Source organism: Rossellomorea sp. GQ25, assembly GCF_059758515.1.
In genome coordinates this window covers 39739-54130 of record NZ_JCAXEQ010000013.1, presented here as the reverse complement: position 1 = coordinate 54130, position 14392 = coordinate 39739, and the positions used below count along the sequence as shown (strand labels likewise).

The 14392-nt window shown below is 41.9% G+C and carries 17 protein-coding genes and 2 other annotated features (1 of these 19 cut by a window edge); all 17 genes read left to right on the top strand.

Annotated elements, in window-relative coordinates:
* Nucleotides 1–197: 197 nt before the first annotated feature.
* The 17 genes from radA (at nucleotide 198) to rplA (ending at nucleotide 14243) form a co-directional block, all read left to right on the top strand.
* A complete protein-coding gene (gene radA / locus AC6CIB_RS22660) occupies nucleotides 198–1574 on the top strand; it encodes a DNA repair protein RadA (RefSeq protein WP_427601251.1) in 1377 nt (458 codons plus the stop codon).
* A 3-nt stretch (nucleotides 1575–1577) separates the two neighbouring features.
* Nucleotides 1578–2651 carry a DNA integrity scanning diadenylate cyclase DisA gene (gene disA, locus AC6CIB_RS22655; RefSeq protein WP_498284499.1) on the top strand — a complete coding sequence of 358 codons (1074 nt, stop codon included), beginning with the start codon at nucleotides 1578–1580 and terminating at the stop codon, nucleotides 2649–2651.
* Between the two features lie 214 nt (nucleotides 2652–2865).
* Nucleotides 2866–3957 (top strand): PIN/TRAM domain-containing protein, encoded by a 1092-nt coding sequence (locus AC6CIB_RS22650; protein ID WP_498284497.1) that lies wholly within the window; start codon nucleotides 2866–2868, stop codon nucleotides 3955–3957.
* Nucleotides 3958–4033: 76 nt separating this feature from the next.
* Entirely contained in the window at nucleotides 4034–4738 is a 705-nt protein-coding gene (ispD, locus tag AC6CIB_RS22645; protein ID WP_498284495.1) for a 2-C-methyl-D-erythritol 4-phosphate cytidylyltransferase, read from the top strand.
* Nucleotides 4731–5207: a 2-C-methyl-D-erythritol 2,4-cyclodiphosphate synthase gene (gene ispF / locus AC6CIB_RS22640; protein ID WP_498284493.1), complete on the top strand. Its 477-nt coding sequence runs from the start codon at nucleotides 4731–4733 to the stop codon at nucleotides 5205–5207. Before ispD ends, ispF begins: the two co-directional genes overlap by 8 nt.
* Before the next feature lie 87 nt (nucleotides 5208–5294).
* A complete protein-coding gene (gene gltX, locus AC6CIB_RS22635) occupies nucleotides 5295–6752 on the top strand; it encodes a glutamate--tRNA ligase (protein ID WP_498284491.1) in 1458 nt (485 codons plus the stop codon).
* Between the two features lie 43 nt (nucleotides 6753–6795).
* Nucleotides 6796–7017 (top strand) — a binding site (T-box leader).
* 204 nt (nucleotides 7018–7221) lie between these two features.
* Nucleotides 7222–7872, top strand: a complete 651-nt coding sequence (cysE, locus tag AC6CIB_RS22630) for a serine O-acetyltransferase (RefSeq protein ID WP_498284489.1) — start codon at nucleotides 7222–7224, stop codon at nucleotides 7870–7872.
* On the top strand, nucleotides 7869–9269 hold the full coding sequence (gene cysS, locus AC6CIB_RS22625) for a cysteine--tRNA ligase (RefSeq protein ID WP_498284487.1): 1401 nt from the start codon (nucleotides 7869–7871) through the stop codon (nucleotides 9267–9269). Before cysE ends, cysS begins: the two co-directional genes overlap by 4 nt.
* Entirely contained in the window at nucleotides 9269–9688 is a 420-nt protein-coding gene (locus AC6CIB_RS22620; protein WP_498284485.1) for a Mini-ribonuclease 3, read from the top strand. The genes cysS and AC6CIB_RS22620 overlap by 1 nt, the downstream gene beginning before the upstream one ends.
* Nucleotides 9689–9690: 2 nt before the next feature.
* Nucleotides 9691–10434 carry a 23S rRNA (guanosine(2251)-2'-O)-methyltransferase RlmB gene (rlmB, locus tag AC6CIB_RS22615; protein WP_498284483.1) on the top strand — a complete coding sequence of 248 codons (744 nt, stop codon included), beginning with the start codon at nucleotides 9691–9693 and terminating at the stop codon, nucleotides 10432–10434.
* A gap of 5 nt (nucleotides 10435–10439) precedes the next feature.
* Nucleotides 10440–10949, top strand: a complete 510-nt coding sequence (locus AC6CIB_RS22610; protein WP_498284481.1) for an NYN domain-containing protein — start codon at nucleotides 10440–10442, stop codon at nucleotides 10947–10949.
* Nucleotides 10950–11026: 77 nt separating this feature from the next.
* Nucleotides 11027–11671, top strand: coding sequence for an RNA polymerase sporulation sigma factor SigH (sigH, locus tag AC6CIB_RS22605; protein ID WP_374056919.1), 645 nt, complete (start codon nucleotides 11027–11029; stop codon nucleotides 11669–11671).
* 72 nt (nucleotides 11672–11743) lie between these two features.
* Nucleotides 11744–11890: a 50S ribosomal protein L33 gene (rpmG, locus tag AC6CIB_RS22600; RefSeq protein WP_079534455.1), complete on the top strand. Its 147-nt coding sequence runs from the start codon at nucleotides 11744–11746 to the stop codon at nucleotides 11888–11890.
* Between the two features lie 48 nt (nucleotides 11891–11938).
* On the top strand, nucleotides 11939–12118 hold the full coding sequence (gene secE, locus AC6CIB_RS22595) for a preprotein translocase subunit SecE (RefSeq protein ID WP_044340513.1): 180 nt from the start codon (nucleotides 11939–11941) through the stop codon (nucleotides 12116–12118).
* 169 nt (nucleotides 12119–12287) lie between these two features.
* A complete protein-coding gene (gene nusG / locus AC6CIB_RS22590) occupies nucleotides 12288–12821 on the top strand; it encodes a transcription termination/antitermination protein NusG (protein WP_498284479.1) in 534 nt (177 codons plus the stop codon).
* Between the two features lie 175 nt (nucleotides 12822–12996).
* Nucleotides 12997–13422, top strand: a complete 426-nt coding sequence (gene rplK / locus AC6CIB_RS22585) for a 50S ribosomal protein L11 (RefSeq protein WP_032085258.1) — start codon at nucleotides 12997–12999, stop codon at nucleotides 13420–13422.
* Nucleotides 13423–13541: 119 nt separating this feature from the next.
* Entirely contained in the window at nucleotides 13542–14243 is a 702-nt protein-coding gene (gene rplA / locus AC6CIB_RS22580; protein WP_498284477.1) for a 50S ribosomal protein L1, read from the top strand.
* A 51-nt stretch (nucleotides 14244–14294) separates the two neighbouring features.
* Nucleotides 14295–14392: a sequence feature (ribosomal protein L10 leader region), on the top strand; it runs 47 nt beyond the window's last position.

Here is a 14392-nt window from a genome sequence, read left to right as displayed (position 1 = left end):
TCCCTCGAGATCATAAGTCAATCTCGCCAAAAAGGCAAAGACCGCCTTTTCAGCGAGCTTGCCTTATGCTTGTCGGGCCAGATCGAGCCACCTGCGCTTTTCTTGTAACCATTACATAAAACCGATACAATCATTCCCAAAGGGTACTTATATGGAATGGTTAGAGTACAAATAGAGTAAAAGAGGAGAAGAATAGATTGGCAAAGAAAAAGACAAAGTTTGTATGTTCATCATGTGGATATGAGTCTGCTAAATGGATGGGGAAATGTCCAGGATGTAACGAGTGGAACACGATGGTGGAAGAGGTTGAGATGACTGGGAAGAAGCCTCGTGGGTCGTTTATGCATTCTGAAAATAGCGGGCCTACTAAAGCAGAAAAGCTTATCTCAATCGAAACAAAGCAAGAACCAAGAGTATTGACCGAGTCGAAAGAGCTGAATCGGGTGTTGGGTGGGGGAGTCGTTCCGGGATCACTTGTGTTGATCGGTGGAGATCCGGGAATCGGAAAATCTACTTTATTGCTCCAAGTTTCTGCCCAGCTGGCTGATCAAAAGCAGAAGGTTTTATATATATCCGGAGAAGAATCCATCAAGCAAACAAAACTTCGGGCAGATCGATTACATGTGAAATCCGATGATCTATATATATTTGCAGAAACAAATCTTGAATTGATTCACCAGACGATTGAACAGATCTCACCTGATTTTGTCATCATCGACTCGATTCAAACGATTTTTCACCCTGAAGTGACATCTGCTCCAGGCAGTGTTTCTCAGGTAAGGGAATGTACAGCCGAATTAATGAGAATAGGGAAAACAAAAGGCATCGCCATCTTTATTGTAGGGCATGTTACAAAAGAAGGATCGATTGCAGGGCCTCGTTTATTGGAGCATATGGTTGATACCGTGCTGTATTTTGAAGGGGAGCGTCATCATTCGTATCGCATTTTAAGAGCCGTGAAGAATCGCTTCGGATCGACGAATGAGATGGGGATTTTTGAAATGAAAGAGCTTGGCTTGGAGGAAGTCGCAAATCCTTCTGAGATTTTCCTGGAGGAGCGCTCCCAAGGCGCGGCAGGCTCAACGGTTGTTGCTTCCATGGAAGGTACAAGACCCGTTCTAGTGGAGATACAAGCCCTTGTCACTCCAACCAGCTTCAACAACCCACGACGAATGGCAACGGGGATTGATCATAGCCGTGTTTCACTCATTATGGCCGTATTGGAGAAACGGGCAGGAATGCTATTGCAGCAGCAGGATGCCTATCTGAAAGTGGCAGGTGGAGTTAAACTGGATGAACCGGCGATTGATTTGGCCGTTGCAGCGAGTATTGCGTCGAGCTTTCGGGATAAAGCGTCAAGGGCCCACGATTGTATCATTGGAGAAGTTGGTTTGACAGGTGAAATAAGAAGGGTTTCGAGGATTGAGCAACGTGTCCAGGAAGCGGCTAAATTAGGTTTTAAACGTGTGATTATTCCCCAAAATAACTTAAGTGGGTGGCAGCCTCCTTCTGATATAGAGGTCACAGGAGTATCAAATATAAACGAAGCGCTGGCTATTATTTTAGGAGGATAGGAAATGGAAGATAAGAAGGCAAGAGAGAAGTCCATGTCGGATATATTACAATTCGTTGCTCCTGGTGCCCCGATCAGGGATGGCATTGATAATGTGCTGAGAGCCAATACAGGAGGGCTCATTGTTGTTGGCTACAATGATAAGGTGAAATCTGTACTGGACGGCGGATTTCATATTAATTGCGCTTTTTCTCCTAGCTATCTATATGAGCTGGCCAAGATGGATGGGGCAATCATCCTGAATGAAGCAGGTACGAAGATAATTTTGGCCAATGCACAGTTGGCTCCCGATGTGTACGTTCCTTCCACTGAAACTGGAATGAGACACCGTACGGCTGAGCGGGTTGCAAGACAAACCAATGCCCTTGTCATCGCCATCTCTCAACGGAGGAACGTCATCACCCTGTATCAAGGTAACTTTCGATATGCATTAAAGGACATCTCTGTCATCTTGACGAAGGCCAACCAGGCGATTCAAACATTGGAGAAGTATAAGGTGGTTCTGGATCAGAGCATTTCTAATTTATCGGTGCTGGAGTTTGAGGAGCTTGTCACACAAAGCGACCTACTGCAAGTTCTTCACAGATTCGAAATGGTTTTAAGGATTAAGAACGAGCTATTGACCTATTTAAGCGAGCTGGGTGTGGAAGGAAGGTTGATCCGCCTGCAGATGAATGAGCTATTGGCGGACATTGAAGATGAGGCGATGCTCATTATAAGGGATTATTCCCAGGAGAGAAATATCAAGCCGTTCGAACTCCTCTATAAATTTCAGGAGCTTGTGCATTCAGAAGTATTAGAGGATAATGTCCTATTAAAGTTATTAGGCTATCATGGGTATGTTCATCATGATGATGCCATCTATCCAAGAGGATATCGCGTGTTGAATAAGATCCCCCGTTTGCCTATTGTGATCATCGAAAACCTTATTACAAGGTTCGAAACCCTTCCTAATGTAGTGAGTGCTTCTGTGGATGATTTGGATGAAGTGGAAGGAATCGGAGAGGTCAGGGCCCGGAAAATCAAAGAGGGGTTAAAACTAATCAAGGAACAAACGTTTGCCGATCGACAGTTATAGGTATGTGGTCCTGCATTTACCAAAAATAGTATAATTGAAGCATTTTCAAAAAATTGACAGTCTTTTAAAGACATGTTAGCCTTCACTTAAGGAAGCTAGTAAAATGCGTTAAGTTTATCAAAATGGTTTCCATTCGATTAAATTTAAAATTTTTAAGGGCTAAGACGTTTCAAAAATAGTAAATTGTTTATAATGAATAGGAGGAGGTGAGGGAATGTTAAAAAGAATCGTTCAAGCGTGCTTCCTTATCGTCGGGGGAACACTGGGGATATTTCTTCTTCCCGAATTATTTACCGTCATAAATTTATCAGACATTCCTTTAATTAATAACCCTTATATGACTGCTATATTTGGTGCCATTATTTTTTATATTCTTACGTTTTGGGCAGTCGAGTATGTCGTCAATTTCGTCAAGTGGTTTGAAGATAGTTTAGTAAAAGCTCCAGTAACGGATCTGTTATTTGGCAGTTTAGGTCTTATTATCGGTCTTTTTGTTGCGTATCTGTTTGGGATTCCTTTCAATCAAATGGAGATTCCGATTGTCAACACAGTGGTTCCGATTCTATTAACGTTGCTTCTTGGATATTTAGGATTTCAAGTTGGCTTTAAGAAAAGGGATGAGCTGGTCGGTCTGTTTGGTACTTCAAATAGGGGTAAGAAAAAAGAGACTGACGAAGATTCTGATGAAGCGGGTGTGAAAACCCTGAAGTTACTGGATACGAGTGTGATTATCGATGGTCGTATCGCAGATATCTGTCAAACTGGATTTTTAGAAGGAATTGTCGTGATTCCACAGTTTGTGCTGGAAGAGCTTCAGCATATTGCGGATTCTTCAGACGTATTAAAACGAAACCGTGGACGACGCGGGCTTGATATCCTGAATCGAATTCAAAAGGAGCTTCCTGTAGAGGTTCAGATTTATGAAGGTGACTTCGAGGAAATTCAGGAAGTTGATTCGAAGCTGGTGAAATTAGCGAAGCTTACGAATGGGATCGTTGTAACAAATGATTTCAACTTGAATAAAGTATGCGATCTTCAAGGTGTACAAGTATTGAATATTAATGATTTAGCAAACGCCGTTAAGCCTGTTGTATTACCTGGAGAAGAATTGAAGGTTCAGGTAATCAAAGATGGGAAAGAACATAACCAAGGGATCGCCTATCTCGATGATGGTACGATGATCGTAGTGGAAGAAGGACGCAATTATATCGGCAAGTACATCGATGTACTCGTAACATCCGTTCTTCAAACCTCTGCAGGCAGGATGATCTTTGCTAAGCCCAAACAATTAGAAAAAGCTTTATAAGTAATCATTGCCCGGACTCTATTGATTCAGTAAGGTATAATAAATAGTATTACTCAAGTGTTAAAGGAGTTATCGTATGGAATATGAAGTTGTCATTCCGGCTGCAGGACAAGGGAAACGAATGAAAGCGGGCAAGAATAAACTGCTCCTCGAGCTAAATAGTTGTCCAGTCATTATTCATACACTGCGCGTTTTTGAACATGACTCCCATTGTCAGGGAATCTATCTAGCGATTCATCCATCGGAGCGGGATGCGTTCAAGAGTTTATTAGAACATTTCGGTATTACGAAGGTCGTTAAGCTTGTAGATGGAGGGGAAGAAAGACAGCATAGTGTATACAATGCATTGCTTGAGGTTGATCATGAAATTGTTCTTGTACACGATGGAGCAAGGCCCTTTATTAAAAAATCCACGATTCACCAGTTAGTAGAAAAAACTCTTTCAACAGGAGCTGCCATTGCTGCTGTTCCTGTTAAAGATACGATTAAAAAAGTACTGGATGGGGAAGTCGAGGAAACGATTGAACGCTCAAGCTTGTGGATGGTTCAAACTCCACAAGCTTTTCGTGTTTCATTGTTGAAAAAAGCGCACGGGGAAGCGGAGCAAGATGGTTTTCTTGCAACAGACGATGCTTCTCTCGTGGAACGAATGGATGTTGAGGTTGCTGTTGTGGAGAGTGATTACGACAATATTAAACTGACGACACCTGAGGACTTATTTTTTGCTGAGGCCATTTTGAAGAAGCAAGAGGAAATGAGTGGAGGAGACAAACATGTTTAGGATCGGACAAGGATTTGATGTTCATCAATTGGTAGAAGAGAGACCTCTGATTATGGGAGGCATAACCCTACCGTATGAAAAAGGGTTATTAGGTCATTCAGATGCAGATGTACTATTACATGCTGTAGCGGATGCATGTTTGGGGGCTATTGCAGCAGGGGATATCGGTAAGCATTTTCCAGATACAGATCCCGAATTCAAAGATGCAGATTCAGCTAAGCTTCTTGAGCATGTATGGGCTCTTGTGAAAGAGGAAGGGTATGAGTTAGGGAATATCGATTGCACGATCATTGCGCAGAAACCGAAGATGGCTCCTTATATTGATGAAATGAGAAAAAGCATCGCAACGTTATTAGAAGCAGATATTGCTCAAGTAAACGTAAAAGCCACAACCTCTGAGCAGCTTGGTTTTACCGGGAGAGGCGAAGGGATTGCAGTGCAAACAACCGTGTTGATCAAAAAGAAGTAAGGGGACAAATTCGCTTTATTCCCTTTGATAACGGTGTTAAAATAGGTCAGAGACTTTAATGCAGGAATACAAAGAGGAGGAAATCAAATGACAAAAGAAGTACGCGTCCGTTATGCTCCAAGTCCAACGGGTCATTTACATATTGGGAATGCAAGAACCGCTTTATTTAATTACTTATACGCTCGCAGTGTAGGTGGAAAGTTCATCATCCGTATTGAAGACACGGATAAGAAACGTAATATTGAAGGCGGAGAAGAAAGTCAGCTTAAATATCTTCAATGGCTTGGAATCGATTGGGACGAAAGCGTAGATAAGCCTGGTGACTATGGCCCTTATCGCCAATCAGAGCGTAATCATATTTATGAGCAGTATCTAAACGAGCTGCTGGAAACAGGACAAGCCTATAAGTGCTACTGTACGGAAGAAGAGCTTGAAGCGGAACGTGAAGCGCAATCAGCATCAGGTCAAATGCCCCGTTACTCCGGGAAATGCCGCAACCTGACGAAAGAAGAGCAAGAACGTTTAGCAGCAGAAGGCCGTCAACCGAGCATTCGTTTCCGCGTTCCTGCAGGGAAGGTCTATTCTTTCAATGATATCGTGAAAGAAGATGTAGCATTCGAGTCAGACGGAATCGGTGATTTTGTCATTGCGAAAAAAGACGGAACGCCAACGTATAACTTTGCCGTTGCGGTAGATGATTATCTGATGAAAATTTCACACGTTCTACGCGGGGAAGATCATATTTCCAATACGCCAAAACAATTAATGATTTTTGAAGCTCTTGGATGGGAAGCACCCGTCTATGGACATATGACATTAATCGTTAATGAAAGCCGTAAAAAGCTAAGTAAGCGTGATGAAAGTATCATTCAGTTCATCGAGCAATACGAAGCATTAGGTTATTTACCGGAAGCTTTATTCAACTTCATTGCGTTACTAGGCTGGTCTCCAAAAGGAGAAGAAGAGCTATTTTCTAAAGAGGAGTTTATAGAAATCTTTGACCCTGAACGTCTATCGACTTCTTCTGCTCTGTTTGATAATCAGAAGCTTACATGGATGAACAATCAGTACATGAAGAATTTGGAGTTAAGTCAAGTTGTGGAGCTATCACTTCCTCACTTAATCAGTGCGGGTAAACTGGATGAGAATATGTCAGACGAGCAGCGTGAATGGGCGAGTCGTGTCATCTCTTTATACCAGGAGCAAATGAGCTTCGGTGCTGAAATCGTAGAGCTGTCTGACATGTTCTTCAAGGAAGATCTTGAATATGATGATGATGCCAAAGCGGTCTTGGAAGAAGAGCAGGTTCCTGAAGTTCTTCAAGCCTTCTTGAATGAAATCGAAGCTCTTGAAAACTATGAAGCCGCAGAAATTAAATCGTCTATCAAAGCGGTGCAAAAGTCGACTAGTCATAAAGGGAAAAAGCTGTTTATGCCGATCCGTGTAGCGGTAACTGGTCAGACGCATGGTCCTGAATTACCGAATGCGATTGAGCTTTTAGGGAAAGATACCGTTAAACATCGTCTGCAAATTCTTTTAGGTTAACATTTTGAAGGAAATGTAATATAGTAAGAGTATCACAATAAATGATATCGCGTTGATGAGGAGAAGTAAGAAAAGGATGCTTAGTAGAGAGAACCATCACCGGCTGAAAGTGGTTTAAGCCCCTCCAATTCTGAAATGCACCTCTGAGCCCGTTACTGAAATATAGTAGGTAAAGGCGGTTTCCTACCGTTAATAGGATTTGAGTTGGGGAAGGTTGTTTTTCTTCTCAATCAGAGTGGAACCGCGCTATCTAAGCGTCTCTGTCAGTTTATTGACAGGGGCGTTTTTTTATTGTCTAACCAAGCCGCCTGCGCTTTTCTGATTGTCCAGCTCCGGCGGCTAGGCCCTCGAGGTCATAAGCCAAACTCACCCAAAAGGCAAAGGACGCCTTTAGGGCAAGTTCGTCTTATGCTTGTCGGACCTAACCAAGCCGCCTGCGCTTTTATTTTTTCGAAGAGAGGGGATCCGAATGTTTAAGTCATTTAAGGAAGATATAGAAGTAGTGTTTGATCAGGATCCGGCTGCGAGGAATTATATCGAGGTCATCCTTACGTATTCGGGTCTTCATGCCATTTGGGCCCATCGCATTGCCCATGCTTTTTTCAAAAGGAAATCCTTTTTTATCGCTCGCGTTATTTCACAGGTAAGCCGCTTTTTCACCGGTGTAGAGATTCACCCGGGGGCAAAGATTGGCCGCCGATTCTTCATTGATCATGGGATGGGAGTCGTGATTGGTGAAACGTGTGAAATCGGAGATAATGTTACGCTCTTTCAAGGGGTTACCCTTGGTGGAACAGGCAAAGAAAAAGGGAAGCGGCATCCTACGATTCAGGATAATGCCCTTATCGCCACAGGAGCGAAAGTATTAGGATCGATTGTAGTTGGGGAAAATTCTAAAGTAGGGGCAGGATCGGTCGTGCTTAAAGATGTTCCACCAAACTCAACCGTCGTTGGTATTCCGGGGAAGGTCGTCATTCAGGATGGCGTCAAGATACAGAAGGATCTGAATCACTGTGATCTCCCGGATCCAATGAATGATCGTATGAAACAACTGGAAATGGAATTGAACGAGGTAAAATCATTATTAAGGGAATATGAAGGAAGGAGTCGATCATATTGACGATTCGTTTATATAACACATTGACAAGAAAAAAAGAGGAATTTAAACCCCTGGAAGAGGGTAAAGTCAAAATGTATGTGTGCGGGCCGACGGTTTATAACTATATTCATATAGGAAATGCACGCCCTGCCATTGTCTTCGATACGGTGAGACGCTATTTGGAATACAGAGGCTATGGTGTTCAATTTGTCTCTAACTTCACAGATGTGGATGATAAATTGATTCGGGCTGCAAAGGATTTGGGAGAGGATGTACCTACGATTGCCCAGCGCTTTATCCAGGCATATTTTGAAGATACCGGAGCACTTGGATGCAAGAAAGCGGATGTTCATCCGACTGTAACAGACAATATTGATACCATCATTGATTTTATCGCTGCTCTTGTTGAAAAAGGGTTTGCTTACGAATCACAAGGCGACGTTTATTATCGTACAAGAAAGTTTGATGGCTACGGTAAGCTTTCTCATCAGCCGATCGATGAGCTTAAAGCAGGTGCCCGCATAGATGTAGGGGATAAAAAAGAAGATGCCCTTGATTTCGTATTATGGAAAGCAGCGAAAGAAGGGGAAATTTCTTGGGAAAGCCCATGGGGTGAAGGGCGTCCTGGCTGGCATATTGAATGCTCTGCCATGGCAAAGCGCTACCTGGGGGATACCATCGATATTCACGCCGGTGGACAAGATCTAACCTTCCCTCATCACGAGAATGAAATCGCACAATCAGAAGCACTTACAGGAAAGCCATTCGCAAAGTACTGGATGCACAATGGATATATTAATATTGATAATGAGAAAATGTCTAAATCACTGGGGAATTTTGTATTGGTTCATGACATCATCAAAGAACAGGATCCACAAGTCCTTCGTTTCTTTATGCTATCTGTTCATTACCGTCATCCAATCAACTACAATTTAGAGCTTCTTCAAAATGCAGGGTCCGCTTTAGATAGAATAAAGACAGCTTATGAGAACTTGAAACACCGTAAGGAATCAAGTACAGACTTAACGGATAACAACCGGGAATGGCTGGACAAAATCGCTGAATTAAAAGCGCAGTTCATCTCTGAAATGGATGATGATTTTAACACAGCCAACGGAATTTCCGTATTATTCGAATTATCCAAGCAAGCCAATTATTATTTGATGGAGAAGAATACAGCTACGGAAGTCATTGATACGTTCTTGTGCCAATTCGAAGATTTCTTCTCTGTCCTGGGACTAAGCCTTCAGGAAGCAGAACTGTTGGATGAAGAAGTGGAAGAACTGATCGAAAAACGCATTCAGGCACGTAAAGATCGTAACTTCCAATTAGCAGATGAAATTCGTGACACGTTAAAAGAGATGAATATCATCCTGGAAGATACTCCTCAAGGCATTCGCTGGAAAAGAGGATCTTAATGCTGCATGAGATAAATGAACAAATCGATGCGAAACAAATCAATGCACTTGCACTGGCTTATATGGGGGATGCTGTATATGAAACGTATGTACGGCAGCTCCTATTAACAAAAGGAAAGATTAAACCAAATCAGCTGCACAGAGCGGCGACGAAGTATGTGTCTGCTAAAGCTCAAGCGGCTATTCTCAGAACGTTGTTCGATCAGGACGTCTTAACGGTAGAAGAGATTTCGATTGTCAAGCGCGGCCGGAATGCGAAATCCGGGACAACGCCAAAAAACACCGATGTACAAACGTATAAACACAGCACTGCTTTTGAGGCACTTATTGGATATTTGTTTTTACTTAATCGGACAGAGCGATTAGAGGAACTGTTGAAGATGATATTTGAACAAGCCCAGGCAGGAAAGGAGGAGTAGAAATGAGTAAAGATTTTATCGGAGGTAGAAATCCGGTTATGGAAGCATTGAAATCAGGAAGGGATATCAATAAGATTTGGATAGCAGAAGGTTCTCAGAAAGGCTCCATCCAGCAAATTGTTGGACTTGCTAAAGAATCGAAAGTGATGGTTCAATACGTTCCGAAGAAGAAGATTGAACAAATGGTATCGGAAAATCATCAAGGGGTCGTGGCTTCTGTAGCTGCTTATCAGTATGCGGAAATCGATGAATTGTTTCATAGAGCCAAACAAAAAGGGGAAGATCCATTTATACTGATCCTGGATGAATTAGAGGATCCACATAACCTGGGTTCGATCATGAGAACAGCGGATGCTGCAGGTGCCCATGGAATCATCATCCCGAAGAGGAGAGCAGTGGGGCTTACGTCAACAGTAGCGAAAGCATCCACGGGCGCCATAGAGCACATTCCGGTTGCACGTGTAACCAACCTGTCGAGGGCGGTTGATGAACTGAAAGAACGTGGTGTATGGGTGGCAGGAACGGATGCGAAAGGAAAGCAGGATTTCCGCCAGTTGGATGGTACGCTGCCTATCGGCTTAATTATCGGAAGCGAAGGTAAAGGGATGAGCAGAATACTCAGAGACAAATGTGATTTCCTTGTTCAGTTGCCAATGATCGGTCATGTAACATCATTAAACGCTTCGGTGGCAGCTAGTATTTTAATGTATGAGGTCTATCGTAAACGCCACCCATTGGGAGAATAGCAGAGATGGATATTCTCCTTGTGGACGGCTATAACATAATCGGTGCCTGGTCAGAGCTGAATGAGTTGAAACATAAAGATTTAGCTGCAGCAAGAGATCGCCTTGTAGAGCAAATGGCAGAATATCAAGGATATACGGGCTACCGAGTCATCGTCGTGTTCGATGCTTATTACGTTCAGGGGATTGCCCGTAAGTATAAAAATTATAAGGTAGAAGTCATTTTCACTAGAGAAAATGAAACAGCGGATGAACGAATTGAAAAATTAGCCATTGAGTTAAGTAATATTAAAACTCAAATTCATGTAGCAACTTCTGATTTTACGGAGCAATGGGCGATTTTTGGTCAGGGAGCCCTCCGTAAATCAGCAAGGGAGCTTCTGACGGAAGTAAAAGTCATCGAAAAAAAAATCGAAAGAAAAGTACGGAACTCAAGTGATAAAAGGCCGGCTTCCAAGATCCAATTATCAGATGAAGTTGCTGAAATTTTCGAAAAATGGCGACGTGGGGAACAATGAGAGGTTGACGATTGAATTTTCTGTAATGTATAATATTTCTATCTATTGTTTTGCGCGGGGGGATGTGTGTGAGCAATATCACCAGGACAGAAGCATTTGATAATCGATTAGAAGGCATGGATGATGAAGAGATAATAGAAGCCGTCCATCAGGGTCACAGCGAAGCGTTAGATTTTTTAATCAGGAAATATCGGAATTTTGTAAGAGCAAAAGCCCGCTCGTATTTTTTAATTGGGGCAGATAAGGAAGATATCGTCCAGGAGGGTATGATTGGATTATACAAAGCGATCCGTGATTATAAAGAGGACAAGCTGACTTCTTTTAAAGCGTTTGCAGAGCTTTGTATAACAAGACAAATCATTACAGCCATTAAGACAGCCACGAGACAGAAGCATATACCGCTGAATTCTTATGTTTCATTGGATAAGCCCATTTATGATGACGAGTCTGACCGAACGCTCTTAGATGTTATTTCAGGTGCGAAAGTAATGGATCCGGAAGCGCTAATTATCAATCGTGAAGAATTCGATAATATGGAAGACAAGATGGCTCAGTTATTAAGTGATCTTGAGAGGAAAGTCCTGGCTCTCTATTTAGACGGGCAATCCTATCAGGAGATATCTGAAGAACTGAACCGCCATGTGAAATCCATCGACAATGCCTTGCAGCGAGTGAAAAGAAAGCTCGAACGATACTTGGAAGTTCGCGAAATAACGATGTAAAGTCATATTGACACAAATTGGTGGTCGTGTTATTTTTGATAGGACTTACTATGGATAGTATAGGTGGAATATATGACTACTAAATTAATACTTGCTTGTACGGTGTGTGGTTCCAGAAATTATAGTGTACCGGGTAATCGTAATCAAGCAGTTCGATTAGAATTAAAGAAATTCTGTAATACATGTAATGCTCACACCCTACACAAAGAAACAAAATAGTGGAGCACCAAGTCTTGCGTATTGATATTAGTTGGAGGTTACAAACGGATGTTTAAATTCTTTCGCAATGTTGCATCAGAAATGAGAAAGGTCAGCTGGCCTAAACGTAAAGAGTTAACACGCTATACGATTACCGTTATCACAACAGTGGTATTTGTTGCCCTTTTCTTTGCTGTCATTGACCTGGGCATCTCAGAACTTATGCGATTGATCATTGGTTCTAAGTAAGAGAAACATAGAATTAGTTGTATATATACCGTGAAAGCATGGTATAATGAATGTTAATAGAGTACATGACCTTAGAGCCCGTTATCTTTTTACGGGTTTTTTCATTTGGAGAAAAAGGCGAAAGAGTATTCTTAAATAGCGAGGAGGGACGGACGTTTAGTCCTATTAAATGGAGAAGAATTGGTATGTAGTTCATACTTATTCAGGATACGAGAATAAGGTTAAAGCAAACCTTGAGAAACGTGTTGAAACGATGGGGATGCAAGACAAAATCTTCCGCGTGATCGTACCTGAAGAAGAAGAAACAGATTTTAAGAACGGTAAGAAGAAAGTCGTTAAGAAGAAAGTATTCCCTGGTTACGTGATTGTTGAAATCGTCATGACGGATGATTCCTGGTATGTTGTACGTAATACACCTGGAGTTACCGGATTTGTCGGTTCATCGGGATCCGGATCAAAGCCTACTCCGTTACTGCCGGAAGAAGTAACAAATCTTCTGAAGCAAATGGGCATGACAGAGAAAAAGGTAGAGATCGACTTCGACTTAGGAGAAACAGTAAAAGTAAACGAAGGTCCGTTTGCAAACTTCACTGGCTCAATCGAAGAGATAGATAATGCGAAAGCAAAAGTGAAAGTTCATGTTAATATGTTTGGCAGAGATACCCCGGTAGAACTGGATTTCTCCCAAATTGATAAATTATAATGGAAAAGAACTTGAAATCATTCTGAAAAAATGGTACTATTTCATAAGTCAGTGCGTCTCCACAAAGAGATACTGAAATTAATAGACGTTCTTTATGTTGATAAAGACATTTTTTACATGAGTGGGAGGGTGAAAAACCCAATAACCACATCACGGACTTAAGGAGGTGTGTCTCGTGGCTAAAAAAGTTATCAAAATGGTTAAATTGCAGATTCCTGCCGGTAAAGCTAATCCAGCTCCACCAGTTGGTCCTGCACTAGGTCAAGCAGGTGTTAACATCATGGGATTCTGTAAGGAATTCAATGCTCGTACAGCAGATCAAGCTGGCTTAATCATTCCTGTTGAAATTACGGTATTTGAAGACCGTTCATTTACATTCATCACAAAAACTCCACCCGCTGCAGTTTTACTTAAAAAAGCAGCTGGTATCGAGTCTGGTTCAGGCGAACCAAACAGCAAGAAAGTGGCAACACTTAAACGCGACAAAGTACGTGAAATTGCTGAAACAAAAATGCCTGACTTAAATGCAGCTAGTGTTGAATCAGCTATGCGCATGGTAGAAGGAACTGCGCGCAGCATGGGTATCGTCATCGAAGACTAATCCCTGCTTCGTTAAAGGTCCTGTTGAACGAGGTTGCGATGATGAAATGTACGTTTCACTCGCAACCTTATTTCGTGGGAGGTTATTCCGCTAAAACCACATATAGGAGGAAATATAAAATGGCAAAAAAAGGTAAAAAGTTTCTTGAAGCTCAAAAGCTTGTAGATCGTACTACAGCTTACTCAGTTGAAGAAGCAATCGAATTAGTTAAGAAAACAAACTTTGCTAAGTTTGACGCAACGATTGAAGTGGCGTTCCGCTTAGGTGTAGATACTCGTAAAAACGACCAGCAGATCCGTGGAGCAGTTGTACTTCCACATGGAACTGGTAAAACTCAAAAGGTTCTTGTATTCGCTAAAGGCGATAAAGCAAAAGAAGCAGAAGCTGCTGGCGCTGATTTCGTAGGTGATGCAGATCTTATCAACAAAATCAACCAAGGTTGGTTCGAGTTCGACGTAATCGTAGCAACTCCGGACATGATGGGTGAAGTTGGTAAACTTGGTCGTGTATTAGGACCTAAAGGTTTAATGCCAAACCCTAAAACTGGAACAGTTACATTCGACGTAACAAAAGCTGTTAATGAAATCAAAGCAGGTAAAGTTGAATACCGTGCTGACAAATCAGGTAACGTTCACGTTCCTGTTGGAAAGATTTCATTCGACAACGAAAAGCTTGTTGAAAACTTTGCTACAATGTATGAAACAATGCTTAAAGTTAAACCTGCTGCTGCAAAAGGAACTTACATGAAAAACGTTTCTGTAACTTCCACTATGGGACCTGGCGTTAAAGTCGATCCTTCATCTTTCGCAGTTAAGGCATAATTTGGTATTGACTTACTAAGAACTAGTGATTATAATTAGTTCTGTTGTTAAAAAACGAATACATTTGTACCGTAGACAGTAGGTGCTCGTTAAGAGCTTAATGCCCTGCCGAGGTAATTGCGATAAAATAACCGCTTATAGCGTGTTTG

Coding starts and splice junctions, on each gene's coding strand:
- disA (WP_498284499.1), top strand. CDS start 1,578: ATGGAAGATAAGAAGGCAAGAGAGAAGTCCATGTCGGATATATTACAA.
- AC6CIB_RS22650 (WP_498284497.1), top strand. CDS start 2,866: ATGTTAAAAAGAATCGTTCAAGCGTGCTTCCTTATCGTCGGGGGAACA.
- ispD (WP_498284495.1), top strand. CDS start 4,034: ATGGAATATGAAGTTGTCATTCCGGCTGCAGGACAAGGGAAACGAATG.
- ispF (WP_498284493.1), top strand. CDS start 4,731: ATGTTTAGGATCGGACAAGGATTTGATGTTCATCAATTGGTAGAAGAG.
- gltX (WP_498284491.1), top strand. CDS start 5,295: ATGACAAAAGAAGTACGCGTCCGTTATGCTCCAAGTCCAACGGGTCAT.
- cysE (WP_498284489.1), top strand. CDS start 7,222: ATGTTTAAGTCATTTAAGGAAGATATAGAAGTAGTGTTTGATCAGGAT.
- AC6CIB_RS22620 (WP_498284485.1), top strand. CDS start 9,269: ATGCTGCATGAGATAAATGAACAAATCGATGCGAAACAAATCAATGCA.
- rlmB (WP_498284483.1), top strand. CDS start 9,691: ATGAGTAAAGATTTTATCGGAGGTAGAAATCCGGTTATGGAAGCATTG.
- AC6CIB_RS22610 (WP_498284481.1), top strand. CDS start 10,440: ATGGATATTCTCCTTGTGGACGGCTATAACATAATCGGTGCCTGGTCA.
- rpmG (WP_079534455.1), top strand. CDS start 11,744: ATGACTACTAAATTAATACTTGCTTGTACGGTGTGTGGTTCCAGAAAT.
- secE (WP_044340513.1), top strand. CDS start 11,939: ATGTTTAAATTCTTTCGCAATGTTGCATCAGAAATGAGAAAGGTCAGC.
- nusG (WP_498284479.1), top strand. CDS start 12,288: ATGGAGAAGAATTGGTATGTAGTTCATACTTATTCAGGATACGAGAAT.
- rplA (WP_498284477.1), top strand. CDS start 13,542: ATGGCAAAAAAAGGTAAAAAGTTTCTTGAAGCTCAAAAGCTTGTAGAT.